General features: G+C 70.4%; 21 protein-coding genes, 1 tRNA gene, 1 other RNA gene and 1 pseudogene. 15 read left to right on the forward strand and 9 right to left on the reverse strand.

What is annotated here, in order from left to right:
• Positions 1 to 11: 11 nt before the first annotated feature.
• From Q0C41_RS05765 to ligD, 7 genes are all read left to right on the forward strand, one after another.
• Positions 12 to 3,719 carry a PAS domain-containing hybrid sensor histidine kinase/response regulator gene (locus Q0C41_RS05765; protein ID WP_291981781.1) on the forward strand — a complete coding sequence of 1,236 codons (3,708 nt, stop codon included), beginning with the start codon at positions 12 to 14 and terminating at the stop codon, positions 3,717 to 3,719.
• A gap of 60 nt (positions 3,720 to 3,779) precedes the next feature.
• Positions 3,780 to 4,337, forward strand: a complete 558-nt coding sequence (locus Q0C41_RS05770) for a DUF2892 domain-containing protein (RefSeq protein WP_291981783.1) — start codon at positions 3,780 to 3,782, stop codon at positions 4,335 to 4,337.
• 2 nt (positions 4,338 to 4,339) lie between these two features.
• A complete protein-coding gene (gene glgB / locus Q0C41_RS05775) occupies positions 4,340 to 6,535 on the forward strand; it encodes a 1,4-alpha-glucan branching protein GlgB (RefSeq protein ID WP_291981785.1) in 2,196 nt (731 codons plus the stop codon).
• A gap of 9 nt (positions 6,536 to 6,544) precedes the next feature.
• On the forward strand, positions 6,545 to 8,473 hold the full coding sequence (locus Q0C41_RS05780) for a PAS domain-containing sensor histidine kinase (protein ID WP_291981787.1): 1,929 nt from the start codon (positions 6,545 to 6,547) through the stop codon (positions 8,471 to 8,473).
• Between the two features lie 35 nt (positions 8,474 to 8,508).
• Positions 8,509 to 9,492, forward strand: coding sequence for a YihY/virulence factor BrkB family protein (locus tag Q0C41_RS05785; RefSeq protein WP_291981789.1), 984 nt, complete (start codon positions 8,509 to 8,511; stop codon positions 9,490 to 9,492).
• A 144-nt stretch (positions 9,493 to 9,636) separates the two neighbouring features.
• Complete coding sequence (locus tag Q0C41_RS05790; protein WP_291981791.1) at positions 9,637 to 10,008, forward strand: LysM peptidoglycan-binding domain-containing protein; 372 nt, start codon at positions 9,637 to 9,639, stop codon at positions 10,006 to 10,008.
• Positions 10,009 to 10,424: 416 nt separating this feature from the next.
• On the forward strand, positions 10,425 to 11,468 hold the full coding sequence (ligD, locus tag Q0C41_RS05795) for a non-homologous end-joining DNA ligase (protein WP_291981793.1): 1,044 nt from the start codon (positions 10,425 to 10,427) through the stop codon (positions 11,466 to 11,468).
• A 15-nt stretch (positions 11,469 to 11,483) separates the two neighbouring features.
• Here ligD and Q0C41_RS05800 read toward each other — a convergent pair whose 3' ends face one another.
• Positions 11,484 to 12,575: an ATP-dependent DNA ligase gene (locus tag Q0C41_RS05800; RefSeq protein ID WP_291981795.1), complete on the reverse strand. Its 1,092-nt coding sequence runs from the start codon at positions 12,573 to 12,575 to the stop codon at positions 11,484 to 11,486.
• 90 nt (positions 12,576 to 12,665) lie between these two features.
• Complete coding sequence (locus Q0C41_RS05805) at positions 12,666 to 15,074, reverse strand: helicase-related protein (RefSeq protein ID WP_291981797.1); 2,409 nt, start codon at positions 15,072 to 15,074, stop codon at positions 12,666 to 12,668.
• Between the two features lie 190 nt (positions 15,075 to 15,264).
• On the opposite strand from Q0C41_RS05805, the gene Q0C41_RS05810 reads away from it, so the two are divergent.
• Positions 15,265 to 15,831: a YdeI family protein gene (locus Q0C41_RS05810; protein WP_291981799.1), complete on the forward strand. Its 567-nt coding sequence runs from the start codon at positions 15,265 to 15,267 to the stop codon at positions 15,829 to 15,831.
• A 36-nt stretch (positions 15,832 to 15,867) separates the two neighbouring features.
• Here the strand turns inward: Q0C41_RS05810 and Q0C41_RS05815 are convergent, their stop codons facing one another.
• Entirely contained in the window at positions 15,868 to 16,725 is an 858-nt protein-coding gene (locus tag Q0C41_RS05815) for an SDR family oxidoreductase (RefSeq protein ID WP_291981801.1), read from the reverse strand.
• 93 nt (positions 16,726 to 16,818) lie between these two features.
• Here Q0C41_RS05815 and Q0C41_RS05820 point away from each other — a divergent pair, with 93 nt between their 5' ends.
• Positions 16,819 to 17,760 carry an AraC family transcriptional regulator gene (locus Q0C41_RS05820; RefSeq protein ID WP_291981803.1) on the forward strand — a complete coding sequence of 314 codons (942 nt, stop codon included), beginning with the start codon at positions 16,819 to 16,821 and terminating at the stop codon, positions 17,758 to 17,760.
• A gap of 348 nt (positions 17,761 to 18,108) precedes the next feature.
• Here the strand turns inward: Q0C41_RS05820 and Q0C41_RS05825 are convergent.
• From Q0C41_RS05825 to Q0C41_RS05845, 5 genes and pseudogenes are all read right to left on the reverse strand, one after another.
• Positions 18,109 to 18,198: transfer RNA gene (locus Q0C41_RS05825), tRNA-Ser, on the reverse strand.
• Positions 18,199 to 18,337: 139 nt separating this feature from the next.
• On the reverse strand, positions 18,338 to 18,601 hold the full coding sequence (locus Q0C41_RS05830; protein WP_291981805.1) for a ribbon-helix-helix protein, CopG family: 264 nt from the start codon (positions 18,599 to 18,601) through the stop codon (positions 18,338 to 18,340).
• Positions 18,582 to 18,759, reverse strand: a pseudogene (locus Q0C41_RS05835) (BrnT family toxin); the annotation flags it as partial. The pseudogene Q0C41_RS05835 and the gene Q0C41_RS05830, both read right to left, overlap by 20 nt.
• A gap of 104 nt (positions 18,760 to 18,863) precedes the next feature.
• Complete coding sequence (locus Q0C41_RS05840) at positions 18,864 to 19,268, reverse strand: hypothetical protein (protein ID WP_291981809.1); 405 nt, start codon at positions 19,266 to 19,268, stop codon at positions 18,864 to 18,866.
• A gap of 73 nt (positions 19,269 to 19,341) precedes the next feature.
• Positions 19,342 to 19,926 (reverse strand): TetR/AcrR family transcriptional regulator, encoded by a 585-nt coding sequence (locus Q0C41_RS05845; RefSeq protein WP_291981811.1) that lies wholly within the window; start codon positions 19,924 to 19,926, stop codon positions 19,342 to 19,344.
• A gap of 42 nt (positions 19,927 to 19,968) precedes the next feature.
• Here Q0C41_RS05845 and Q0C41_RS05850 point away from each other — a divergent pair, with 42 nt between their 5' ends.
• Together Q0C41_RS05850 and Q0C41_RS05855 are read left to right on the forward strand one after the other, a co-directional pair.
• Positions 19,969 to 20,712 (forward strand): SDR family oxidoreductase, encoded by a 744-nt coding sequence (locus tag Q0C41_RS05850; protein ID WP_291981813.1) that lies wholly within the window; start codon positions 19,969 to 19,971, stop codon positions 20,710 to 20,712.
• 128 nt (positions 20,713 to 20,840) lie between these two features.
• Positions 20,841 to 22,283: a hypothetical protein gene (locus tag Q0C41_RS05855; RefSeq protein WP_291981815.1), complete on the forward strand. Its 1,443-nt coding sequence runs from the start codon at positions 20,841 to 20,843 to the stop codon at positions 22,281 to 22,283.
• 8 nt (positions 22,284 to 22,291) lie between these two features.
• Here the strand turns inward: Q0C41_RS05855 and Q0C41_RS05860 are convergent, their stop codons facing one another.
• Positions 22,292 to 23,131: a ChbG/HpnK family deacetylase gene (locus Q0C41_RS05860; protein ID WP_291981817.1), complete on the reverse strand. Its 840-nt coding sequence runs from the start codon at positions 23,129 to 23,131 to the stop codon at positions 22,292 to 22,294.
• Positions 23,132 to 23,162: 31 nt separating this feature from the next.
• Between Q0C41_RS05860 and Q0C41_RS05865 the strand changes: the two genes are divergently transcribed.
• The 4 genes from Q0C41_RS05865 to dnaX all read left to right on the forward strand — a co-directional run.
• Positions 23,163 to 24,080: an SDR family oxidoreductase gene (locus Q0C41_RS05865; protein WP_291981818.1), complete on the forward strand. Its 918-nt coding sequence runs from the start codon at positions 23,163 to 23,165 to the stop codon at positions 24,078 to 24,080.
• A gap of 6 nt (positions 24,081 to 24,086) precedes the next feature.
• Positions 24,087 to 24,968, forward strand: coding sequence for a carbon-nitrogen hydrolase family protein (locus tag Q0C41_RS05870; protein ID WP_291981820.1), 882 nt, complete (start codon positions 24,087 to 24,089; stop codon positions 24,966 to 24,968).
• Between the two features lie 92 nt (positions 24,969 to 25,060).
• An RNA gene (gene ffs / locus Q0C41_RS05875) (signal recognition particle sRNA small type) lies at positions 25,061 to 25,158 on the forward strand.
• Between the two features lie 51 nt (positions 25,159 to 25,209).
• Positions 25,210 to 26,386 (forward strand): DNA polymerase III subunit gamma/tau (dnaX, locus tag Q0C41_RS05880; protein WP_291981822.1); only part of this gene is annotated, 1,177 nt, incomplete at its 3' end.

Raw genomic sequence — 26,386 nt, forward strand, 5'->3', positions numbered from 1 at the left:
TCCTTGACCCCGTGCAGACCCGGGCGCTCGGACTCGGTGCGGCGGTGTTCGTGGTGTCGGCGGTGGTCGCCCTCGTCACCGTCCGGCAGGTCTGGGAGGCCACCACGGCGCGCGACGGCCGCTGGCTCGCGCAGTCGGCCGAGGAAGTGCCGGCGCACCTCGGCGAGCGGATCCACTGCCTCGATGCCAGCCTCGCGGCCATGCGGGGGATGCTCGCGGCGCGCCCGGTCGTCAGCACCACCGAATGGGAGGCCTGGGGGCGGCAGGTCGCTGGCGGCGCGACGTGTCCCGCGGTGAAGGGCCTCGCGTATCTCGAGGCCGGGGGCACCGTGGCCAACGGCGACGCCGCCCCGGCCGCGACGCGCGTGGCGTTCCGCTCGGAGCGTTCCGGCGCCGGCGCCGTCAGCGACGAGACGTGGCTGCAGTTGCTGGCGGCGATGCGGCCAGCCGATCTGGCCGCCACCAGCGCGGCGCGACTCGGGCCAGCGCTGCCGATCGGATCGACGGTCCTCGCGCTGTATCTCGCCCCGGTGGTCGGTCCTGCGGACGCGGCCCCCGCCTCCGTGCGGGGATGGGCGGCGCTGCTCATCGCGCCAGCCGATCTCTTCTCGACCCTGATCGACGGCGAGGTGATGGGCCTGCGGGTCGAGGATCCCGCCGGCAGCGGTCCCCAGGCGATCCTGCTCGATACCGCAGCCCCGGGGCAGGCGGTGGTGGCCCGTCGCGACATCGACGTCGGCGGGCGCCCGCTCGTCCTCGCGATGACCGATGCCCGCCGCACCACCACCGGCACCCGCAGCATCGTCGGCGTCGTCACGCTGCTCGGCGCCCTGCAGACGGGCAGCCTGGCGTGGCTGGTCTACACGCTGGCGGCCTCTCGCGAGCGACTGGCGCAGGAGGCGGCGGCCAGCCACGCCTCGCTCAGGCGCGAGGAAGCCGAGACGCGCAAGCTCTCCCTGGTGGCGAGGCACGCCACCGATCTCATCCTGCTGACCGATCCGCTCGGCCGCATCGAGTGGGCGAATGCGGCGTTCCTCCGTGCCAACGGGTACGCCGAGGACGATGTCGTGGGGCAGGTGGCGTGGACGCTGCTGCATGGCCCGGAGACGCCCCTCGATGCCGTGGAGGCGGTGCGCGCGGCGCTGACCTCGGGGCAGGGCTGCCGCGTGGAGACCGTGAACTACACGAAGGCACGGGTGCCGTACTGGGTCAGTTTCGAGATCCAGCCCGTGCACGACGCGGCCGGTGTCGTCACCACCTTCATCGCCGTGGCGCGGGACATCACGGCAGAACGTCGGGCGCAGGACGCGCTGCAGCTCAGCGAGCAGCAGTACCGGCGTGTGGTCGAGCAGGTCGAGCAGGTGATCTTCCAGCTGGACACGGACGGCCAGTGGACGTTCCTCAACCGGGCCTGGCACGACCTGACCGGCTACGACGTGTCGGCGACGATCGGGCACCCGTTTGCCGGCTACGTGCATCCGGACGATCGCGTCGTGGCGCAGGAGATGTGCGCGGGGATGCTCGCCGGCCGCAGGGATGAGTGCCGGCAGGAACTCCGGTTCGTCACCCACCGCGGATCGGCGTGCTGGACCGCGGTGCATGCGCGACCGGTGATCGAAGAAGGCCTGTTCATCGGCGTGGCGGGCACCATCACCGACGTGAGCGTGCGGCGGCAGGCCGAACAGGAACTCGAACGGGCCCGCGTCGCCGCCGAGAAGGCCAATGCCGCCAAGAGCGAGTTCCTCAAGTCGATGAGTCACGAGATGCGCACGCCCCTCAACGGCGTGCTCGGGTTGATGGAACTGCTCGGGGCGACGCGGCTCGACGCCCAGCAGGCGCGCTACGTGGCGGTGGCGCGCGCGTCGGCGACGCACCTGGCGACGCTGATCTCCGACATCCTCGATCTGTCGCGCATCGACGGCGGCGCGCTGACGCTCGAGCGCACGCTGTTCGACCTGCCCGACCTCGTCGAGAGCAGCCTCGATGTGCTGGCCTCGGCGGCCGCGGCCAGGCGGCTGCGCCTGTCCTGCACGGTCACGCAGGACGTGCCGACCTGGGTGATCGGCGACCCCGGCCGGTTGCGTCAGGTGCTGGTGCACCTGCTGGCCAACGCCGTGAAATTCACCGAGCAGGGCGAGGTGCACGTCCAGGCCAGCGCGCAGGTGGACCTGCACACGCGGCAGGCGATACTGCGGCTCGACGTCCACGACACCGGCATCGGCATGGCCCCGGAGGTCGTGGAGCGGCTCTTCCGACCGTTCACGCCCGGCGATGCCTCCAGCACCCGGCGCCACAGCGGGACCGGTCTGGGCCTCACGATTTGCAAGCGCCTCGTCGAGGCGATGCAGGGCACGATCGCGGTGCGCAGCATCGAACGTGCCGGCGCCACCTTCACCGTGTCGCTGCCGCTCGAAGTGGCCGATGCCGCCATGGTCGAGAGCCAGCGGCAGGGCGACGTGCCGCTCCGCGTGCTCGCGGTGCTGCCCGATGACCGCGAGCGGGAGACGATCGGACGGCTGCTCGAAGGCTGGCGCTTCGACGCCGCCGTCGTCGGCGACTGTGCGACCGCACTCGGCCATGTCCGGGCGACCACGCCTTCGCGCTGGCGCTTCGGCGTCGTGCTGCTCGATGGGCTCGCGCCAGGCGCCGCGTCGTTGGCGCAGCAGCTGCGCGAGATGAGCCCGGAGCCCGGCATCGTGTGGGTCATGCCCGAAGACGGCCACCTGCCGGCCGACGTCTCGGGCGTGCGCGAGCAGGTCGAGCGCCCGGTGCGCGGCGCGGCGCTCTTCGACGCGATCATGCAGGCCGTCGTCGGTGCCGGCGTCATGCCCGTCGATGGCACCAGGGCGCCGGACTGGGGACGGCCGCGCCGTGTGCTCGTGGCCGAGGACCACGCCATCAACCAGATGGTCGTGCGCGAGATGCTGCTGGCGATGGGCCTCGAGGTCGACGTCGTCGGCAACGGCGAGGCGGCGGTCGCCGCCGCGCTGGCCGTGCCGTACGACGTCATCCTGATGGACTGCCAGATGCCGGTCCTCGACGGGCTCGAGGCGACGCGGCACATCCGCCGCGCCCTCGCCGTCGATCGCGGCGCGCCGGCGCCCCGCATCATCGCGCTGACTGCCAACGCGACCGCCGCCGACCGTCGTGCCTGTCTCGACGCCGGCATGGACGCCTACCTCACCAAGCCGGTGCGCAGCACCGTGCTGCAGCGGACCCTGCAGCGCCTGCTCGCCATCGATGGCGCCGTGGCCCTGGCCGACGAGGAGGCGACCGCCGCGTCGGTCACCACGGCGACGCCGACCGCCGACCTCGTGCCGGAGGCGCTGCTCGGCGACACCCCGGACGCCGAGGACATCCTCGATCCGGCCGAAGTCCTGCTGCGCTGCAACAACAACGGCGATCTCGGCGCGCGCATGCTCGTGCTCTTCGCCGAGTCGCTGCCGGCGGAGCTCGAGCGGCTGGACGCCGCGGCCGCGGCCGACGATGCCGTGGCGATGGCCAGCATCGCCCACAAGATCCGTGGCGCCGCCGCGACGCTGGCCGCCGTCCGGCTGGCCGGCGCGATCAGCGGGGTCGAGCTCTTCCTCAAGTACGGCGACGGCGGCCCGCTGTCCGAACTGCTGGGCGACGTCCGGCACGAGAGCGCGCTGTTCCTCGGTGTCGTGCCCCAGATCGTTCGACGTCTCACCGACGGTCCCGCCCGGCCCCGTGCCTGAGCTTCACGGGCGCCCGCCCAGATTGACGGGGTTGCTGCAGTCCGATAGCGTGACCCGGTCATGACCGACGTCTCGCCTGCCGTCCACGTCCTGGGGGCCGCCTGGTGTGTGGACACCGCGCGCACGCTGCGGTGCCTGCGTCGCCTTCGGGTGCCGCACCACGCCATCGACGTGGACGATCACCTCGACGGCCTGCAGGAGGTGCTGCGCCTGACCGGCGGGCTTCGCCGCACGCCGGTCGTGCGGGTGGGCGACACCGTGCTGGTGGAGCCGTCCAATCGCGCGCTGGTGCGGGCGCTGGAGCAGGCGGGGCTGCTGGCCCCGTCCACGGTGCATGCCTTCGAGCACGGACAGAACGTCGGCGATCTCGAGCGTCTCCTGCGGGTGACCGGGGCCGGACTGACGATCCTCGCGACCCGCGACGTGCCCGCGCCGATGCGGGTGCCGCTCCGCGTGGCCGCCGTCGGCCTGGCCCTGACCGCGGTGATCGGGTGGTGCCCGGTCTACGATGCGCAGGGCGTCACGTCGGTGGGTGGTCCCGGCGACCACCCAGACGAAGCCGAGCGCGATGCGTGGCTGGTCGCCGTTCGTCCCCCCGCCGCGTCCCTGGAGTCCTGACCGTGAGTCCTCTCAATCCGTCCCTCCGCGCCATCCTGACTGCGACGCATGGCGACCCGTTCGCCGTCCTCGGCCCTCACCTCGAGGAGGGGCGGCTGGTCATCCGCACCTTCCAGCCCCGGGCCACGGCCGTCCGCGTCGCCATCGGCGGTCAGGCGACGGCGGTGCAGGAGATGACGGTGCGGCATCCGGATGGCCTGTTCGAGGCCGTGCTGCCCGGCGTGACGGCGATCGTGCCCTACCGGCTCGAGGTGACCTGGCGAGACAGCGGCGAGCAGGTCACGATCGACGACCCGTATCGATTCGGGCTGCTGCTGGGCGACCTCGACCTCTACCTGATGGGCGAGGGGCGTCATCAGGAACTGCATCGCGCGCTCGGCGCGCACCCGACCGTGATCGACGGTGTGGCGGGCACGCGGTTCGCCGTGTGGGCCCCCAATGCGAGCCGCGTCAGCGTGGTGGGCGACTGGAACGGGTGGGATGGCCGCATCCAGCCGATGCGACAACGCCTGCCGCAAGGCGTGTGGGAGCTGTTCGTGCCGGGGGTCGGCGCCGGGGCGCGGTACAAGTTCGAGCTGGTCGCGGCCGCAGGTGGCCCGCCGTTCCTCAAGGCCGACCCGTGCGCGTCGGCCGCGGAGGTGCCACCGGCCACCGCCTCGATCGTCTGCGCCGACAGCGTCTTCGAGTGGCAGGACGGCGAATGGATCGCCGACCGCGTCCGGCATCGCGAGGCACTCGATCGACCGCTGTCGATCTACGAGGTGCACCTCGGGTCGTGGGCGCGCGGCGCCGACGGGGCCTTCCTGTCCTATCAGGACCTGGCCACGCGGCTCATCGCACACGTCCAGCAGCTCGGGTTCACGCACGTCGAGCTCCTGCCGGTGCTCGAGTTCCCCTACGACGGCTCCTGGGGCTATCAGGTCACGGGCTTCTTCGCGCCGACCAGTCGCTTCGGCACGCCCGACGACTTCCGCGCCTTCGTGGACGCCCTGCATCGCGCCGGTATCGGGGTCATCCTCGACTGGGTGCCCGGGCACTTTCCCAAGGACGCCCACGGGCTGGCCAGCTTCGACGGCACCTCGCTCTACGAGCATGCCGATCCGCGGCAGGGCGAGCACCGCGACTGGGGCACGCTGATCTTCAACTACGGGCGCAACGAGGTCCGCAACTTCCTCACCGCGAGTGCCCTGGCGTGGATCGAGGACTTCCATCTCGATGGCCTGCGGGTCGATGCGGTGGCCTCGATGCTGTATCTCGACTACTCGCGCAACGCGGGCGAGTGGGTCCCCAACGCCTTCGGGGGACGCGAGAACCTCGACGCGGTGTCGTTCCTGCAGCAGCTCAACACGCTGGTGCACGAGCGCCATCCCGGCGTGGTGACCATCGCGGAGGAATCGACGGCGTGGCCGGGCGTGAGTCGGCCGGTGCACCTCGGCGGCCTCGGCTTCACCTACAAGTGGAACATGGGCTGGATGCACGACATCCTGACCTACATGTCCAAGGATGCGATCCACCGCCGGTGGGAGCACACGCACCTGACGTTCTCGATGCTCTATGCCTACAACGAGAACTTCATCCTGCCGTTCTCCCACGACGAGGTCGTGCACGGCAAGCGCTCGCTGATCGACAAGATGCCGGGCGACTCGTGGCAGAAGGCCGCCAACCTGCGGGCGCTGTACGGCTACATGTTCACGCATCCCGGCAAGAAGCTGCTGTTCCAGGGCTGCGAGTTCGGACAGTGGCGCGAGTGGAACCACGCCGAGTCGCTGCCGTGGTTCCTGCTCGAGCACGCGCCGCACGACGGCCTGCTCCGGTTCGTCGGCGACATCGCCCACCTGTACCGGCGCGAGCCGGCGCTGTTCGAGCGCGACTACGACCACACCGGCTTCCAGTGGATCGACTGCAACGACAACGAGAACAGCGTCATCACCTACATCCGGCGGGCGGCCAATCCGGCCGACTTCCTCGTCGTGCTGATGAACTTCACGCCGGTGCCGCGCGAACGCTACGTCGTGGGTGTGCCGGTGCCCGGGCGCTACGACGAGATCATCAACAGTGACGCCTCGGCCTATGGCGGGACCAATCTCGGCAACGGCGGGCAGGTGTCCACGATCGCCGCACCGGCCCACGGCCATGCCCAGTCGCTCAGCGTGACCCTGCCCCCGCTCAGTTGTGTCGTCCTGAAACCCGCACCCTGAGGCGCGCACGTGGCCCAGTCAGACATCCCCGTGCCAGACCACGTGCAGTGGTGGCTTGCGCACGAGGGATGCGGTGCGCTCGTGTGGGATGGCGAGACGGGCGCCGTGCTGGGGGCCAATACGCGCGTGCAGCACTGGCTCGCTGGCGCTGATCGGCGATGGACGCCGGGCGAGGAGTCCGTGCGCGACGTGTTCGGGCTGGCGTTCGGGACCACCCCTGCCGATCTCGCGGCGTGGCTCGGAGCGCAGGCCCCGCGCGAGCAGCGAGTCAGCCGCCCCGGGCGCGCCGACGTGCGCGTGGTGCTGCTCACCTGGCGCCTGACAGAGCCCCGGCCGCTCTGGGCCACCCTCGTGCTCGACCTCGACGTCGTCCAGCCACGCAGCCGGCCCGGCGAGGCGACCGCGGCCCATATGGAGCTGCTGTACCAGCGCAGCCCCCTCATGTACTTCACCGTCGGGGTGGACGGCCGCATCATCGGCGTCAACCGGACGGGCCTCGAGCAACTGGGCTACGCCCGCGACGAGCTCGTCGGCCGTCCCGTCGCCGACGTGTTCCATCCCGAGGACCGCGATGCCGCCCGGCGCCAGGTCGCCCTCGGCTTCCGCGAGCCCGAGACCACCCACGCGTGGGAACTGCGCAAGTGTCGCCGCGATGGCGCCGTGCTGTGGGTCGAGGAATGGGCGCGGGCGGTGCCCGGCCCCGACGGCACCGCGGAGTTGCTCGTCGTGTGCCAGGACATCACGGCTCGTCGCGCCGCCGAGCAGGCGCTGCGCGACAGCGAGGCCCGGCTGCTGCAGGCGCAGAAGCAGGAAGCGCTGGGGCGCCTCGCCGGAGGCATTGCCCACGACTTCAGCAACCTGCTGACCGTGGTGCTGGGCCACTGCGATGCGGTCCGCCAGATGCTGCCGCGCGAGTCCCCGGTGCTCGACGAAGTCCAGGGCATCCGCGAAGCGGCGCAGCAGGCCACCAACCTGTCCCGGCAGCTGCTCACCTTCAGTCGGCGCCAGGTCGTGCAGCCCGAACCGCTGCAGCTCGACGATGTCGTGGCGCGGATGACGCCGTTGTTCCGGCGCCTGCTCGGCGCGCGGATCGCGCTGGATGTCGTCTGGGCGCCCGGACTGCCGCGCGTGCTCGCCGACCCTGGACAGATCGAGCAGGTGCTCACCAACCTCGTCGTCAACGCCCGCGATGCCATCACCGATGCCGGCACCGTCCGCATCGTCTCCTCGCTGGTGAGTGCCTCCACCTGCGCCGACGACACCGGCATCGCCGCCCAGCCCGGCCGCACCTACCTCTGCGTCTCGATTCGTGACGATGGGGCGGGCATGACCGAGGAGGTGCAGCGCCGCGCCTTCGAGCCGTTCTTCACCACCAAGGCCGACGACCGTGGGACCGGACTCGGCCTGCCGACCGTCCTCGCCATCGTGACGCAGGCCGGCGGGGGCATGGCCATCGTCTCCGCGCCCGGCGAGGGATGCGACGTGCGGGTCTACCTGCCGACGATTCCCGTCACCGCGTCGCAGGTGCCGGTGCTGCCGGATCCACGGACGCTGCCCGGCGGCAACGAGACGATTTTGCTGGTGGAGGATCGTGAGGCGGTGCGTCGGGTTGCGCAACGCTTCCTGGTGCGCCGTGGCTATCGGGTGCTCGAAGCGGAGAACGCGGAACAGGCGCTGGAGGTGGCCGCCACCCACAGCCACGAGATCGATCTGCTCCTGTCCGACGTGATTCTCGGCGGCATGGACGGCTATGCCCTGGCCGTGACGTTGACCAATCGTCTGCCGGGGTTGCGCGTGGTGTTGATGTCGGGCTACCCGAGCGAGATGCTGACCCGGGCGGCGGGGGTGGGCCCCGTGTTCCCGTTCGTCAACAAGCCGATCGACTTCCCGACGCTCGCGCAGCTGTTGCGCGACCAGCTCGAGCGCAGCCAGCCCTGAGCGGGTTGGCGACCCCCTTGCAACAGTCGAGGGCCATGGCCCTCTTCGACATCCCCATCAGCTGGGGGGAACTCGGCAAGCGCACCGCGAAGGAAATGGTGGCCGACGACTGTCTCGGCCTGGCGGCGCAGCTCTCCTACTACCTGTTCCTCGCGCTGTTTCCGGCCATCCTCTTCCTGCTGGCGCTCGGCAGCTTCTTTCCGCTCCAGGACCTCTCGGGTGATCTGGTCCGCATCCTGAGCCCCATTGCCTCGCCGGAGATGATCGAGCTCATCGCCGATCAGATCCGTCACATCTCCGAGTCTCAGGACGGCGGGCTGCTGACGTTCGGCGTGCTGGCCGCCCTGTGGAGCAGCTCGGCCGCCATGGCCGCGGCGACCAACGCCCTGAACGCGGCCTACGACATCGAGGAAGCCCGACCGTGGTGGAAGGTGCGGCTCATCGCCATCGGCCTGACGCTCGCCCTGGCGCTGTTCTTTCTCATCTCGGTGTCGCTGGTGCTCGCCGGTCCGGAGATCGCCGAGTATCTGGGGCGCACGCTGCGCATGGGGCCGCTCGTCGAGTGGAGCTGGAAGATCCTGCAGTGGCCGCTCGTGTTCACCCTCGTGTCGGCGGGGATCGCCATCGTCTACTACGTGGCCCCCGACGCCGAGCAGGAATGGGTGTGGATCTCACCTGGAGCGATTGTCGCCACGGTGCTCTGGCTGGTTGCCTCGCTCGGCTTCCGGTTCTACGTCACCCACTACTCCGACTACAACGCGACTTATGGCGCCGTCGGGGGCGTGATGGTGCTGCTGTTGTGGTTCTACGTGTCGAGCCTGGCCATCCTGGTCGGGGCCGAACTGAATGCCGAGATCGAGCATGCGTCGCCGCATGGCAAAGATCCCGGCGAGAAGGTGCCGGGGGAGCGTCGGAAGATCGGGGCGCTGGCCGCCCGCGCGTGGCAGGCCCGCCACGCGGCGCTCCGGCGCCCGCGGCCGGGCACCGCGGCGACGTCTGTCGTCCAAGGCACAGATTGACGTGCCTCGCTTCTTGCGGTTGCATCTACAGGGACCGGCCACGCGTCTCACGCGTCGCCACCCCTCTGCTGTCGCTCCGGGATGTGCCCACGAGCGGCATGGTGGAGTTGTCTTTTGTCGTCGTCTGACGAGGGAGTTGTTGCAATGAGCTTGCGAGATACGTACGCCGCCGCGATTCACGTGGCCAAGACCGTCGGGATGCAAGGGTCGGCCGAGGAGAAGGACGGCAAGCTGGTGTTCCACGGCACGGTCACGTCCGAGGACGCCAAGAACCAGATCTGGACGGCGCTCAAGTCGGTGCCGAGCTGGCAGAACGACCTCCACGCGGTGATCGACGTGCAAGCCCCGCCGTCCGTGCAGTACACGGTGCAGTCGGGCGACACCCTCAGCAAGATCGCGAAAGCCCACCTCGGTGATGCCAACGCCTACATGAAGATCTTCGAGGCCAACAAGGACAAGCTCTCCGATCCCGACAAGATTCAGGTCGGCCAGGTGCTGACGATCCCGACGGCGTAGTCGTCGCGGCCACCGGCCACCTGCCACCGGGCTCCGTCAGAGCCCGGTGGCCGGTTCCCGGTTCCCGGCTTCCGGTTCCCGGCTTCCGGTTCCCGGTTCCCCCCAGCCCCCAGTCTGGCTCGCGGCTTGCACGATCCGGTGCGCGCACTGCTGCGCACGATGCCGGGAGCGTGGCTCGATGTCCGAACAGTTCATCCTTCACCGTCGCGACGCCAGGGCCCTCTGGATGTGGCTCGCCGTCGGTCTGTGCCTGTGCGCCGTGTGGCTGGTGTGGGGAACGCGGCCGTCGCCCGGCTCCGCAGAGACCGGGGGCCGGCGCGTTCCGGTCGTGCGGCCGCACTCCAACACGCTGCCGATGCCACCGCCGTCGGTCGCGCGTACACAGGCGCTTTCGGCGTAGCGGAATCACACACGCCGTGTCTCGTACGCCTGCTGCCGCCTCCACGCCGATCACCGTGACCATCGGTGACCGCAAGGTGGTGATCACCAGTCCGGACAAGGTGCTCTTCCCGGAGACGCGCCACACGAAGCTCGACCTCGTGCAGTACTACCTGGCAGTGGCTGACGGCGCGTTGCGAGGCGTGTACGGGCGCCCAACGGTGCTGGTGCGCTACCCGCACGGGGTAGGCGGGGAGTTCTTCTTCCAGAAGCGCGCGCCCTCGTCGCGGCCGCCGTGGATCGATGTCGTGTCGTTGGCGTTCCCCTCCGGACGCACGGCCGAAGAGGTGGTGCCGCGTGAGGCTGCCGCCCTGGCATGGATGGCCAACCTCGGCTGTCTCGAACTGCATCCGCATCCGGTTCGTGCCGACGATCTGGACCATCCCGACGAACTGCGCATCGATCTGGATCCGGTGCCCGGGGTGCCATGGGCGCAGGTGCGCGAGGTGGCCACCGTCGTCCACCAGGCGCTCGACGACGTCGGGCTGACCGGGTGGCCGAAGACCTCGGGGTCGCGCGGCATCCACATCCTCGTGCGGGTGCACCGGCGCTGGACCTTCGCGGAGGTGCGACGCGCGGCCCTGGCGCTGGCTCGTGACGTCGAGCGACGGGTGCCCGCCCTGGCCACCAGCAAGTGGTGGAAGGAGGAACGGCACGGCGTGTTCCTCGACTACAACCAGAACGCCAAGGATCGGACCGTCGCCGCGGCGTACTCGGTGCGTCCGACCGCGGACGCCCGCGTCTCTGCGCCGCTCGACTGGCACGACGTGGCCCTCTGTGATCCCGCGGACTTCACCTTGGCCACGATGCCGGCACGCTTCGCCGAGGTCGGCGACCGGCACGCGGGGATCGACGACGTGCCAGAGGACCTGTCGGCGCTGCTCGATGTGTCCGAACGGCATGCGCGCGAGGGCGTCGGCGATGCGCCATGGCCGCCGCACTACCGCAAGCAGGAGGGCGAGCCCGTGCGCGCGCAGCCGTCGAGGCGCCGCGCGCCGCGTCGCACGCCACCGCAGGCGTGAGGCGTCGCCGCTGACTTACTCGTCAGCAATGTCGATCGCGCCGAACACGCGCGCGAGTTCGAAGGGTGTCGTGACCTCGAGCTGGTCGTAGCGGCACGCACTCGCCGGTTTGTCGGGACGCCAGCGCCGGAACACGGTGGCATGGCGAAAGCGATCGCCCTGGAGGTGGTCGTAGGCGACCTCGCACACGCGGCCGATGCGCAGCGGCTCCCAGGACAAGTCCTTGCCGGCGCTCCAGCGGCTCTGCGCGCCTGGCATGCGGCTGGTCTCGCCCGCGCTCGTCGCCCACGCCTGCCAGGGATGGTCGCGCAGGGCCTCCGCGCGTTCCGGCTCGAGGTCGATCGCGAGTTGTCGTCGCATCGCCATCGTGAACGCGGACGTGACCCCGACGTGCTGCAACACCCCCGCATCGTCGTAGAGGCCCAGCAGCAGGGAGCCCACGAGCGTACCGGGGCCGGTCTTGTGCCAGCGGAAGCCGGCGACGACGCAATCGGCAGTGCGGACGTGCTTGACCTTCACCATCACGCGTCGGCCGGGCGCGTAGGCATCGGTCTCGCGCTTGGCGACCACGCCGTCGAGGCCCGCGCCCTCGAAGCGCGCCAGCCAGTCCACGGCCGTCGCCCGGTCGCGCGTCAGCGGCGTCAGGTGCATCGATGGCGAGAACCCGTGCGCAAGCGCTTCCAGACGGCGACGACGTTCGGCGAGCGGCTGTGTGCGCAGGTCCCCCTCGGCGTCGGCAAGCAGATCGAAGGCCACGAACGAGGCGGGGCTTTCCGTCGAGAGCTTCAGCACACGTGAGGCGGCCGGATGCAGACGCATCTGCAACGCGTCGAAGTCGAGGCCCTCGGAGGTGGCGATCACGATTTCGCCATCGACGACGCAGCCGTCAGGCAGGCCGCGGACGAGCGCGTCGTGCACCTCGGGGAAGTAGCGGTCCAGCGGCTTGAGGTCGCGACTCTGGATGTGGACGTCGCCATCGGCGCGGAAGGCGATGGCGCGAAAGCCATCCCACTTCGGTTCGTAGCACCAGCCCTCGCCCTCCGGCAGGGCCGTGGCGGCTTTCGCGAGCATCGGCTCGACCGGGGGCAGGACGGTGGCGTGCGCCATGCCCGATTGTGCGTCGCCGCGCCGCCGCGACGCGAGCTCAGCCGATTGCCATGGGTAGGGCCGGCTCTCCGAGCCGGCCGTCAGGGGGCATCAGCCGCGGACGACGACCGCCGCGACGAGATGCGGGCGACGCGCGTCCAGGCGCGCACCCAGGCGTGCAACGAGGGCAGGCCAGTCGCGGGCGGCGACGTCCTGTGCCGGCATGCGGCGAATCGCCACCGGTCGCCGACGGAAGGCCTCCGCCCAGGCGGGCTGCGGCTGCCCGTCGTCGTCGAGCGCGATGACGTCGAACTCGGCGCCATCCTTGTAGATCGCGACGAGGCCGACGCCGCGATGCCCCTGGACGCGCAGTTCGAGGCGGCCGACGCGGCCCTTCGGGGCGTCCTCGAAGTGCGCCAGGATGCCCTCGACGAGGGCGTGACCCGAGGCGAAGAAGTCGCGCGTCTCGTCCTCGACGGCGTACTCGCGATCGAACGACCCGATGAACGACGATCCCGCCGACACGCCGGGCAGGCTGTCGACGAGCGCTTCGTTGCCGAACTCGATCGCGTAGGCGCGTCGACCGCGCACCTGCTCGACGCGGAAGCCGAGGCGTGTCGCCGCGTGGACGACGACGGTTTCCATCAGCGCGTCGAGATCAGGTGGCACGCGCGACAGGATCGCCGGCCCGAGCTCCGCCCGATAGGGATCCTGGTGCAGTTGTCGGTACGCCGCGTCGTGGATGCGCGTGCGAGCCGCCTGGGCGTCGGCCAGGACCTGCGCGATCTGCGCATCGGTCAGCGTGGCCGCCGGATCGAGCGCGAGGGTGTCGAGCGTGCCCTCCACGAGCGCGAGCTGTGGCTCGACGCCGGCGATCGGCTCACGGAACAGCCCCGCATGCTCGTAGAGCCGCACGACGTGGGCGCCAATGCCCGCGCTGGGGCGGAAGTAGATGATCTCCACCGGAATCCGTCGTCCGATGCGGTCGAGGCGTCCGATGCGCTGCTCGATGGTCGAGGGCTTCCATGGCAGGTCGAACAGCACGAGACGGTCGCAGAACTCGAAGTTGCGTCCCTCGCCGCCGGCCTCGGTGGAGACGAGCAGGCTCGGGCCGTCGTCGGCGCGGAAGCGTGCGACTTCGGTGTCGCGTCTCGCCGCCGACAGGGCCTCGTGGAAGACGCCAGTGGCCAGCTGCGCGCGCGCCGACAGTACGTCGCGCAGCATGTCGAGCGTCTCGCGATGGGCGACGAACACCAGGGTCTTGTCGTTGGCGACCCGCCACCGCGTGGCCTGCGCGAGCAGCCACTCGACGCGCGGGTCGGTGCGGTCCATGGCCTCGGCCTGTTCGCGCAGCGACGTGTCGTCCGGGCCGAGCACGGCCGTCAGTGCCGCGCCGGACGCGAGGCTGCGCCGGATGCGTTCGAGCACGCGTCGTCGCGCCAGCAGGTCGCGATGGGGGGCACCCTCGGCGATCAGCTGCGCCTGCAGCTCGACGCCACCGAACGCCGTGGGAGGCAGGTCGATGGCGACGGGCGCACGCGGGGGAAGTCCCCCGATGTCGACGCGGCGGGTCGAACTCGTGCAGGGGGGCAGTGGCGTGCCCGAGGCGAGCCGCGCCTCGACGTCGAGCTCCTCGGGAAATTCGTCCGGCCGGAGCAGCTGCAGCAGCCGGAAGAAGCCGTGGGCGTCGTCTTCGAGGGGTGTCGCACTGAGCAGCAGGACGTGCCGACCGAGCGCCGCGATCGGGGCCACCGCGCGGTACGTCGGCTCGCCGGGGTGCCGCGGACGACGACGGAGGCGCTGGGCCTCGTCGACGACCAGCAGGTCGATGCCGGCGGCGACGGCCTGGCGCGTCAGGTCGGGTCGTTCGACGAGGGTCTCGAGCGCGATCACCGCGCGGCGATGGACGTCGAAGGGATTGAAGGCCGTGCCGAAGTCGCGCGCCACGTCGGCGAGGCGTGGGGCATCGAGCAGCGTGAACACCTGGTGATACTTGCGCCACAGCTCGCCGAGCCATTGCACCGTCAGGGCCTCTGGCGCCACGACCAGGCAGCGCTCGATCTGCTGGGTGTGCAGCAGCCGGTTCATCACGAGAGCCGCCTCGATGGTCTTGCCGAGGCCGACCTCGTCGGCCAGCAGCCAGCGCACCGGCATGCGAGCGGTGGCCCGCTCGGCGACGTGCAACTGGTGCGGGAAGAGACGGACGCGTCCGCCGAGGAACGACCCGAGTCCGTGCGCCTCGCGGGTGGCGAGCAGGTGCAGGATGTCGAGGCGCGTCAGCACGTCCTCGGTCTCGTCGACCTTGCCGGCGGCGAGCCGCTCGAGCGGGGACAGGTCGCGCTGGCGGACTGGTGCGGCGTCAGGGACGAGCGCATCGCTGCTCGAGGCCAGCCGCAGCGTGGTCCTGCCTTCCGGGAAATGGACGACGAGGATGCGGCCCTCGATGGCGGTGACGCGTCCGGTGCCGAGATCGGTGTTGAAGCGGTGGGTCAGGTGGTCCCCGACGGACCAGGCGTGCATCGAGAGATTCTGGCAGCAATTGAGGCAGATGCACTCTCATTCAGAATTCAGAATGAAGCGCGCAGCGAACATGGTTGGCTCACCGTGCAGGGTGGGTGTCAGTGCGCGGTAGGGTAGGGCCGGCTCTCCGAGCCGGCCGTCACCGTCAGCAACATGTCGTTGGCGCGCCGGACGCGCAGGGGGGAGCACGATGGAGGTCGGGGAGATGTATCGCCCGGCGTCGCGGGCCGAGTGGCGGGCGTGGCTCGAGGCGCACCATGCGAGTGCCAGTGAGATCTGGCTGGTGTCCCGCAAGCCGGCCGCAGCGGCCGCGGTGTCGTATCTCGACAGTGTGGAAGAGGCGCTGTGCTTCGGGTGGATCGACGGCCTCGGCAAGTCGATCAGTGCCGAGGAGTCGGCGCAGCGCTTCACGCCGCGCCGCCCCCGTGGCAACTGGACCGAGTTGAACAAGGCGCGGGCGCGGCGGCTCATCGCGCTCGGGCTGATGACCGCCGCCGGCCGCGCCGTACTTCCCGATCTGGACGTGCCGTTCCACCTCGAGGCGGAGGTCGAACGCGCGTTGCGCGCGGACCCCGCCACGTGGACGACCTTCACGAGCTTTCCCCCGCTCTATCAGCGCGTGCGGGCGGGCTACGTCCAGGAGATGCGGAGCCGCCCCGACGAGTTCGCGACGCGTCTCGCCAACCTCGTGACGCGCACCGCGCAGGGGCAGATGTTCGGCAACTGGAACGACGGCGGCCGTCTCGACGACATCTGACGTACGCGGCGGCGCCGTGCAGTCCAGAGCCGGACGTCAGGCCCAGGACTCGCGGTAATCGCGCGCGTACTCCTCGAAGCCGATGGGGGCGCGGCCGGTGATCCGCTGCACGGCATCCGTCGTCCTCTCTGCGTACCCGGCCTTGAAGTAGCCCAGGATCGTCAGCAGGAACTCCGCGTAGTCGGCCGGCAGGCCCGCCGCCAGCAGTCCGGGGCGCATGGCGTCGGGTGTGACGTCGGTGTACCCGATGGTGCGACCTGTCACTGTCGACAGGATCGCGGCCACCTGGTCGTGGTCCAGCGCTTCGGCGCCGGTGAGGTCGAACTCGGCATCGGCGTGCGTGTCGGTGGTCAGCAGCGTCGCGGCGACCGCCGCGATGTCGCGGGCATCGATGAAGCTGCCCCTGGCCTGACCCACGGGCAGGAAGATCTGCCCCTGCTGCCGAATGCCCTGCAGCCAGAAGGTGTTGAAGTTCTGCATGAACCAGTTGGGGCGAATGACGTTCCACGCGAGCCCGCTCGCCTGCAGGTGCCGCTCGGCCTTGCGCAGGGGCGCCTGCTCGTCGGCATTGGCGCCCATGGCGGACATCAGCACCACGCGTGTCACGCCCTGGGCGCGGGCGGCGTCGATGACGGGCGCCAGCAGGACATCCTGATTGAGGTGTCCCGGCGGGGCCATCAGGAACGCGTGGTCCACGCCAGTCAGGGCGGTCGACAAGCCCTCGCCGATCAGAAGGTTCAGGTGCACGTCGTCGGCGGCCTGGGGTGTCCGGCTGGTCGCGCGCCGGATGCGGTGGCCCCGGGCGGTCAGCAGCGGGCTCAACGCCGAGCCGACCGTGCCGTGGGCGCCGACGATGAGGGTGGTGTGCGACGAGGTCTCGGTGAGGGTTGCCATGACGACAGTGTCGGGCCTCAGAAGAGTCGATGGAATGGCAACTCGTACATGGTTTCATGTCCGTCCGTACGGATCGTGTAGTTGAATGGACCCATGGATCTGCTCACGGATCTGCTGCAGCAGGCGGGGGTGCGACGCCGACTCCTCGACCTCAGCACCCTCACATCAGCGGCGTCGCTGCGGTTCCCGTGCGAGCGGAGCATCGGCCTCCATGCGGTGACGGCGGGTCGACTGTTCATCCATGCGCCGACGCTGGACGAGCCGCTGCTGCTGCAGGCGGGCGACGTGGCCGTGATGGCGCGCCGCTGTCACCACGTGCTCAGCCTCCGCGCGGACCGGCCCACCGAGGTGGTCCCTGTGGGCACCTTCGCGCGTGACGGGCGAGATCCGGCGTCGATCCACCACGCCCAGGTGATCAGCGGGGCCTACCAGTTGTGGAATGACCCGCTGCACCCGTTCCTGCGCGAGATGCCGCCGTGGTTCGTGCTGCCTGCCGAGTCCGTGCCGCGACTGGGGCCGCTGGCCCTGACGCTCGGGTTGCTGGACGCCGAGGTCCGCCGCGGTGACCTGGGCACCTCCACCATCGTGCACGGCCTGCTCGACGCCGTGTTCACCTATGCCCTGCGTGACCTGACGCAGCGGCAAGCGGCCGAACATCCGGGTTGGAGCCAGGCCGTGGCTGACCCGCAGATCCGCATCGTGCTGGCGGTCATGCACGAGGACATGGCGCACCCCTGGACGCTGGACGACCTGGCGCGCCGTGCGGGCCTGTCGCGCACGGCCCTGGCGGAGCGCTTTCGTGCCGCGCTGGGCGACACGCCGCTGAGCCACCTGCGCACGTTGCGCATGCAGAAGGCCATGCAGTTGCTGTGCGAGACGGACAAGAACCTGGAGCAGGTCGCCCAGGCCGTGGGGTATCAGGACGCGTTCGGCTTCTCGAAGGTGTTCAAGCGCACGACCGGGGTGTCGCCGCGTGCGTTCCGCCAGCAGGATGCACGGGATCGGCTGCAGCCGTGGCGCCTGCAGGCCGAGTAGCGCCGGTCGCTGGTTCTGTCAGGCGCGTGGGTGCGGCCCCACGGCCCGTTCGGCGAACGGGCCCTCCCATCGACGTTCCGGTGCTGGCGACGCGGCGGTGTGTGAGCCGCGTGCGCCGAGCCGAAGGCCCTTCGACTTCGCTCAGGGCAAGCGATGGTGCGAAGCATGGTGCTGGCGATGTGGCGGTGGTGGGGAGGCGTGTGCCGAGCCGAAGGCGATGGCGCGAGGCACTGGTGGTGACGTCACCGCCACCGAGAGAGTGGGATTCGAGCTGCAGGGGCCGAGCCGCAGACGAGGGCCCGCAGCCTGAAGACGGCTCTCTCCGCCCACATTCGCCGCAGGCGAATGTGGCGGAGAGAGTGGGATTCGAACCCACGGTAGGGTTTCCCCTACACACGCTTTCCAAGCGTGCGCCTTCAGCCTCTCGGCCATCTCTCCGTTCGACTCGCCGCGGCTCGCGCGCGGCGGGCCGCATGAGCGGAATCATCAGTCTAGCGGAGGGCGGCGACCCCGCCAACGCCAAACTGTGACGTGAGCCCCCTCGGGCAAGGTCAGGAGGCAGGCCGTCAGCGCCTCGTTACTGACCGACCTTCACGAGGGCGTCTGCCAGACGGACCTTGATGAACGCCTGCCTCGTGACGCCAAGCCGGCGCGCTTCCTGATCGATCTCGCGCAGCAGGTCGACGGGGATGTCCACGTTCACGCGCTGCACCGCGCGTCCGGGGCGAGTGCCCTTGCTGAGGTCCATGTGCCCGGACATGTTCTCCCCCGCGTCGTGCAAGGCATCGAGCCGGGCAGCAGACAGCGGTTCCGTCCTGGCGGTAGGCTTCTTCTTCTTCATCGCGTGCTCTTCTGACGGAGATGATGCGCACTCGACCCGCACGCGTCGTGGTGAAGGCCGATCCGCGGGTCCTGCCAGAGCGACTGTGCCTGGACGAAGTCGATGCCGTGCTTGCGCAGGTTCGAGGCCGATGTCACCGGATCGAACTCGAACTCCATTAGGTATAAAAACTATACCTTAACATGCGTCTGCGCAAGCCTCGTGGGCACGACGAACCACGGTACCTGCGAATGTCCAGCCGCATCCGGCGCTGTCGCGTGCCTCACCCTCGGGCGCCAGCCAGCCTCGCGCCGAGCCACGCCATCGGCAGGTACGCGCCGATCAGATCGAGGGCGACGAACCACGTCGGCGCAGGAATCATCTGCGCCGCCATGATGCCGCCGGCCAGGAAGACCATGCCGACGACCATCGCGAGGGGCAGGCGGTGGCTGCGGGCCAGCCGCGCCGCGACCAGGGCGCCGACCAGCGTCCCGACGGCGTGCGCGAGCCAGGGAAAGACGAAGTGCCGCGGTGCCAGCAGCGCCATCCCCGCCTGCAGGCCCTCCGCCGTCGTCATGTCGACGCCACCCGGGGGCGGCACGACCGTCGGTCCGATCGCGACGAGCGCGGTGTTGACGATCCCGCCCACGATGATGCCCACGACGACTGCCAGCACGTTGCTCAGCATCGATGTCCCTCCGGCGCGAGGACGTCCCGCGCTCTGGCCCCTGACGACGGCTGCGGTCGAGGTCTGACGCCGCTCACGCCGTCGTGCGACGGCGACGACGACCCGCCGTCCGGACGTGCGACGCGGGGCCGCGCGATCCCGCTCCTTCGAGCAGGGCCATCAGCGCTCCCGCGAGCCGAGGCGCGTCCGCCGCGCCCGCTTCCTGCACGAGTCCCGTGAGCAGATCGCGCATCCACGCGCGGTGGTCGGCCAGCACGGTTCGGCCCGGGTGCGTGTCGCAGGCGAGCTCGCTCTGGGCGTTCTGGAAGGGACAGCCGCGGAACTCGGGCGAGGCGATCCAGGCCACGCCGCGATCGAACAGGTGCAACAGGCGATCGGTGGGCGCCGCGATGTCCGCGAGTTCGGCGACGATCGCCGCGCGTACCGCCGCGCTGCGCTGCGCCAGATAGGCCGCGACCAGGTCGTCCTTGGACTTGAAGTGGGCGTACAGCGACGCCTTGGCGACGCCGGCCTCCTCGATGACTCGCTGGATGCCGACCGCGTGGATCCCGTCCCGATAGAACAACTCGCCCGCGGTGGCCAGCAGCCGGTCGACGACGCAGGACCCGCCCGAAGGGGTGGGGTCCTGCGGGGGAGAGGGATCGGGTGAACGATTCACCGACCATTCGCCCGTTCCCTTTCTCCTACAGGAGTGCGTCCCATGGCCGTCCACCTCTCCACCACCACCGCGCTGGTCACCGGCGCCAACCGCGGTCTCGGCAAGGCGCTCGTCGAGGCCCTGCTCGAACGCGGGGCCCCTCGCGTCTACGCCACCGCGCGGCGCCGCGAGACGCTCGACGATCTGGTCGCCCGCGGTTCCGGCCGCGTCGTGCCGATCGAGCTCGACGTCACCGATGCGGCGCAGGTCGCCACCCTGGCCGGCCAAGCCGACGACGTGACGCTGCTCATCAACAATGCCGGCGTGGCCGCCCACATGTTCGGCGCCTTCGGCGACGCCGCCTGGCTCGAGGCCGGGCGCACCGAGTTCGAGGTCAACGTGCTCGGCACCCTGGCGGTCACGCAGCAGCTGGCTCCCGTCCTGGCCCGCCACGGCGGCGGCGCGGTGGCCAACGTCGCCTCCGTCGCCTCGTTCATCAGCTTCCCGCCGGCGCCCACCTATGCCGCGAGCAAGGCCGGCACGCACTCGATCACCCAGTACGCCCGCATGCAGCTGCGCGAGCAGGGGACCTACGTCGCCGGGGTGTATCCGGGCCCGGTCGACACCGACATGGCTGCCGACCTCCCCTTCGAGAAAACCTCGCCGCGCGACGTCGCCCACGCGATTCTCGACGGCCTCGAGGCCGGCCAGGAGGACATCCTGCCCGACCCGATGGCGCGCCAGATCGGCGCGGCGTTCCATGCCGGCCCCAGGCAGCTCGAGCAGCCGCAGCCGGCATCGGCCTGAGCGGCGGGACCGCACCGACGGACGCGTCGGCTGTCACGAAACGCCGGGCTGGGACCACACTGAATCCTGAGGCCGCCGCTGGTGGGGCATCTGTCCTGCCAGGCGGCCCGGACCGAAAGGATTCGACCATGCGGAGATCTGTGGCCGTGCTCGTGGCGGCCGTACCCGTGTTTGCGGTGCTGGTGGGCGTGACGGGCCTGGCGCAAGCGCCGAAGGCCGGGGCGCCCAGGGCCGCAACGCCGAAGGCGGCGGCGCCTGCGGCGTCCGAGCAGCCGGTCACGCCACCGGAGTCGCGGTACTGGATGGGCGTCACCACCGGCGGTGGCCTGATGGCGATGAGCGGCATGGCCAGCGGTGGGCGCCCCTCGATGGGCTCCCTGATGAAGATGGCGATGTCGGGGCCGCCGTCGGCAAGCCAGACGATCGAGTTGCGGCTCGGCACGTCGCTGGCGCCCACCGGCGAACCCGAGGCCTTTCACACGTTCCCGACCGGCGCGCAGGTGAACCAGCCGATCTATCTGGAGACCCCACAGCCCGGGAAGGGCGAGGTCGGTGTCCCCACCGGCTACAAGGAGCCGAAGGGGCAGATCAGCTTCTACTGGGGCTGCGGCGAGAAGGCCGGTCCCGGCCAGCCCGTCGTCCTCACCTTCGACAGGCTGATGCGCGGTGAGAACGACCCCGAGCTGCAGGCGCTGCAGGCCTCGGTCGGCGCGCGCGGGGTGCGCACGCCGCAGGTCAGCAACTCGAAGACCTACGGCGACTGGCCGCACGGCGATCGCCGCAAGAAGAACCGCGACCTCGAGGCGACGTTCCCGCTCGGCGCGTCCCTGGCCGGACCGCACGTCATCGAGGGGACCTACACCACCAAGGTGGACTTCACGCTGCCTGACGACAAGACGTTCATGGCCCCGGTGACCTACACCTCGACCACGGTGCAGCCGTCGGGGGCGATTGCGCTCCGCTGGACGGCGCCGCCGCGCGCCACGGGCTACTCGGTCGGCGTGATGGCTCCCGAGAAGGTGGACGACGAGTCGGCCAACATCGTGATGTGGTCGTCGGCCGAGCGTCCGGCGACGTTCGTTCAGATGGAGCACCTGACGCCCGCCGAAGTGAAGCGGCTCATCGAGCTGAAAGCCGTGCTGCCGCCGACCACGACCGACTGCGCCGTGCCGGCCGAGGTGATCACGGCGACGAAGAACGGCTCGATGCTGATGTTCACCGCCTTCGGTGACGAGGCCACCTTCATCCACCCGGCGCGGCCCGCCGATCCGAAGGTGACCTGGGACCAGGAGTGGTTCGCGCGGGTCAGCTACAAGTCGGTGCGCCTCGACATGATTTCGCCCGAGGGCGTCATGGACATGACGGCGATGAGCGGCGGCAGCGGGTCGAAGCCGGACCCGAAGCTCTCCGACGAGGAATACTGCGCGCAGCTGGCCGAGCAGCAGCGCAACAAGCCGTCGGTGGCCGATGCCATTCCCGGCGGCCGCCTGCTCGGCCGCTTCGGCCGCAAGAAGCAGGAGGCGCCGCCGCCGGACGACCCGCGGTGCGCCAACCTGTCGAAGAAGAAGTAACCGAACAGTTACTTCAGATCGCGGTAGCCGACCAGCCTGATGCCCTTGCGCGTGATCACCTCGCGCACCATCGGGCTGGTCCACGCCTCGAGGTTGGCGCTGCGGTCGGCCGCCACCCACTCGTAGCCGGCGTGACCGAAGGCCTGCATCTCGGGGTCGTTGGTGGCGGCGTGATCGATGTGCAGCCACAGCCCTGGCGTCAGCGACTCGAGTCGCCGCGCCAGCTTCTCGGCCTTGACGGCGCCCGTGTCCCGGCTCTCGTAGACGCGGCCCACGCTCTGGATGCCGAGGTCGCTCGGCACGATCAGGCCGTACTCCTTGCTGAGGCGGGCCACGAGCGCCGTGGCCTCGGGTGAGACCGAGGCAAACCCCATGTGGTTCCACGTGTAGGTGATCCGCGGCAGGTGCCGCTTGGCGAGGTCGAGCTGCGCGCGCAGCTCGCGCTCCATCTCGTCGAGCGTCCACTTGCTCTCCCGCAGGCTCGTGCCGGCGGGGTAGCCCTGGCGCGGCGACACCAGCGGGAAGAAGTAACCGTCGCGATCGACCAGCGACGGCGCATGGGTCAGCGGGCGCCACTTCACGTTCTCCCACTCGCTGGTCATCGTCAGGTGGACGCCGACGTCGAGGCCCGGGTTGGCCTGCAGCAGGCGGACCGCCTCGGGGAACCAGGGGCCCGGCACGATCACGTTGGTGGTCGTCAGCACGCCGCGGGTGTAGGCGTCGATGGTCGCGACGTTGATGCCGTGGCCGGCCGCCATGTCGTCCCCCTTGACGATCAGGCGAATCTCGGTGGCCGGCGTCTGGGTCAGCAGGGCGATCGCGAGGGGTAGCAGGGCGAGCAGGCGCATCCGCGCACTATAGCCCCGCGGAGAGGCGGCCGTGCGAAGATCGCCGGCGGTGCGTGGCTGGTCGCGCCCGAGTCCTGAGGAGGACGGCATGCGGGTACTGGTGACGGGTGGGACGGGAACCGTGGGTTCCGAGGTCGTCAAGGCACTGCTGGCACGCGGCGCCGAGGTCCGCGTGCTGACGCGCGATCCCGCGAAGGCGCGGCTGCCCGAGGGCGTGACCGCCGTCGAAGGCAACCTGCTCGACATCCCGACGCTGCGTCGCGTCTTCACCGACGTCGACGGGGTGTTCCTGCTCAACGCCGTCAGTCCGACCGAGTCGCAGGAAGCCCTGCTCGCGATCAGCGCCATGCGCGGCTCGGCCGTCCGGCATCTGGTCTACCTGTCGGTGCACCAGGTCGATGGCGCGCCGTGGCTGCCGCACTTCGGCGCCAAGGTCGGCATCGAGGCGGCCGTCAAGGCGTCAGGGATCGCCTACACGATCCTGCGCCCCGACAACTTTTTCCAGAACGACGTCTGGTACAAGGACGTGCTGCTGCAGTACGGCATCTATCCGCAGCCGCTCGGTGACGTCGGCACGTCGCGCGTCGACGTCCGCGACATCGGCGAGGCCGCCGCCATCGCCTTCACGCAGTCCGGACACGCCGGGCAGACCTACGACCTGGTCGGCCCGGAGGTCGCCACTGGCGCCTCGACGGCTGCCGCCTGGAGCGAGGCGCTCGGCCGCCCGATCGCCTATGGCGGCAACGACCTCGATCAGTGGGAGCAGCAGGCCCTGACGATGCTGCCTGACTGGATGGCGTTCGACTTCCGGCACATGTACGCCCACTTCCAGGAGAAGGGTCTGCGGGCGTCCCCCGACGCCGTCGCGCGGCTCACCACTCTGCTCGGACACCCTCCGCGCGCCTTCGGCGCCTTCGCGGCCGAGTGCGCCGCGGCCTGGAAGGCCTAGCCGACCATGCTGCAGCACGTCCGCGTGGCCGCGGCCGCGATCGAGGCCAAGCCCGGTGAGCCCGGTCACAATCTCGACGGCATCGAGACCTGGGCGCATCGGGCCGCCGACGCCGGCGCGTCGCTGCTGCTGTGCCCGGAGCTGAGCCTCACGGGCTTCCTGCCCAACCATCCGGAGGAGGACCACGCGGCGTGGCTGCGCGAGGCGCTGACGGGCGGCCGCCGGATGGCCGAGCCGCTCGATGGCCCGTCGGTGCGTCGCCTCACGGGCATCGCCACGGCGACGGGCCTGCTCATCGCCGCGGGACTGCTCGAAGATGCCGGCGCGGTGCTGTACAACACCCACGTGCTGGTCGGGCCCACGGGCCTGCTCGGCGCGTGGCGCAAGATGCACATCCCGCTGTTCGAGATGCCCTTCTACAACGGCGGCGGGGTGCCGCCGGTCGTCGAGACCCCGATCGGACGCGTCGGCATCACCATCTGCATCGATGCCTTCCTGCCGGAGTCGGTGCGGCTCCTGGCGGTCCAGGGGGCGGAGATCGTGCTGTTTCCGTTTGCCGCCGACCCCTCGCCCGTGACCCCCGAGGGCTGGCGGGCCTGGGCCGGGCCCATCGTGCACGCCCGCTGCGTCGAGAACGGGATCTTCGGCGTGGCGTGCAACGTCCACGGTCACGTCGAGTTCGCGGGTGCCGAGCAGACTTTCGGGGGTGGTGCCGTCGTGCTCGGGCCGGACGGCCGGGAACTGGCGCGCCACCGAGACGACGACCGCGGGGCCCACATGGTCGTGGCCGACCTCGACCGCGAGGCGCAGATCGAGGCGCGGGCGGCCTTCGAGTACACGTTTCGCTTCCGGCGCCCCGAGCTCTACGGACGGCTCGCGCAGCCGTAGCGCCGCGCGGTCCTTGCCCGCCGGTGACCCCCGGACTACACTGGGGGTTCGGCCGCTACGGATGGCCGCCGGCCGTGGTCGATCGCACCGCGGTCCGGAGCCTGTGCAACGCCAGACCTCGAAACGCGTCAGGACCGGAAGGTAGCAGCGCTAAGGGGATCCTGCCGTGTGCATGGGGACTCCGGGCCGCGGTGGGATCGATGCCCGGCCGGCCAATCCTCACACCCCGACCCAGACACCCGTGTCCCGTCCGTATCAGGTGCTCGCCCGCAAGTGGCGCCCCCAGCGCTTCGACGACGTCGTCGGGCAGATCGGGGTCACCCAGACGCTGCGCAACGCGATTCAACGCGGGCGCATCGCCCAGTCGTTCATCTTCTCGGGCGCGCGTGGCGTGGGCAAGACGACCACGGCGCGCATCCTCGCCCGGGCGCTCAACTGCGAGCACGGCCCGACCGCCGATCCCTGCGGCACCTGTGACGCCTGCGTCGAGATCGCCGAGGGGCGCGACATCGACGTCATCGAACTCGACGCCGCCACCCACACGGGCGTCGACAACGTGCGCGAGGTGATCATCGAGGGGCTGGGCATCGCCCCGGCGCGCGATCGCTACAAGATCTTCATCATCGACGAAGTGCACATGCTGTCGAACAGTTCGTTCAACGCCTTGCTCAAGTCGGTCGAGGAACCGCCGCCCCACGTCGTCTTCATGATGGCGACGACGGAACTGCACAAGATCCCGGAGACCATCCGATCGCGGTCGCAGGAGTTCGAACTGCGGACGATCGGCGCGCGCAGCGTCGCCGACCAGCTGGCCCGCATCGCCGAGGCCGAGCAGATCCAGGCCGATCCCGATGCGCTGTTGCTGCTGGCGCGATCGGGCGAGGGCAGCATGCGCGATGCCCTCAGCGCGTTCGATCAGGTGATCGCGTTCGCGGGCGAACGGATCACGTCGGCCGACGTTGCATCGGTGCTCGGCCTGATCGGCCGCGACGTGCTGATGGACATGGCCGAGATCGTCGCCGATGGGCGCGCGTCCGACGTCTTCGAGGCCGTCGGTCGGCTCGTCGAGTCCGGCCAGGACCTCAAGCTCGTGGTGCGGGAGCTGACCGGCCTCGTGCGCGATCTGATGATCGTCAGCATCGATCCGACGCGGCTCGAGGATCCCGAACTGGCCACCGACGCCGAACGCCTGCAGGCGCTGGCGGCGCGGTTCTCGCGGGAGGACCTGCTGCGGGCCTTCGACGTGCTGGCGCGGGCCGAGCAGGACGTGCGTTACGCCGCACAGCCGCGCTACCACCTCGAGATGGCGCTGCTGCGGTGGATTCACCTCGGCAACCTGATGCCGATTGCCGAAGTGCTCGCGGCGCTCGGCAGCGGTCGACCGCTGCCCGGCGGTGGCGTGGCGCGCCCCGCAGCGC

The organism is Luteitalea sp. (assembly GCF_022842525.1).
Classification (GTDB): domain Bacteria; phylum Acidobacteriota; class Vicinamibacteria; order Vicinamibacterales; family Vicinamibacteraceae; genus Luteitalea.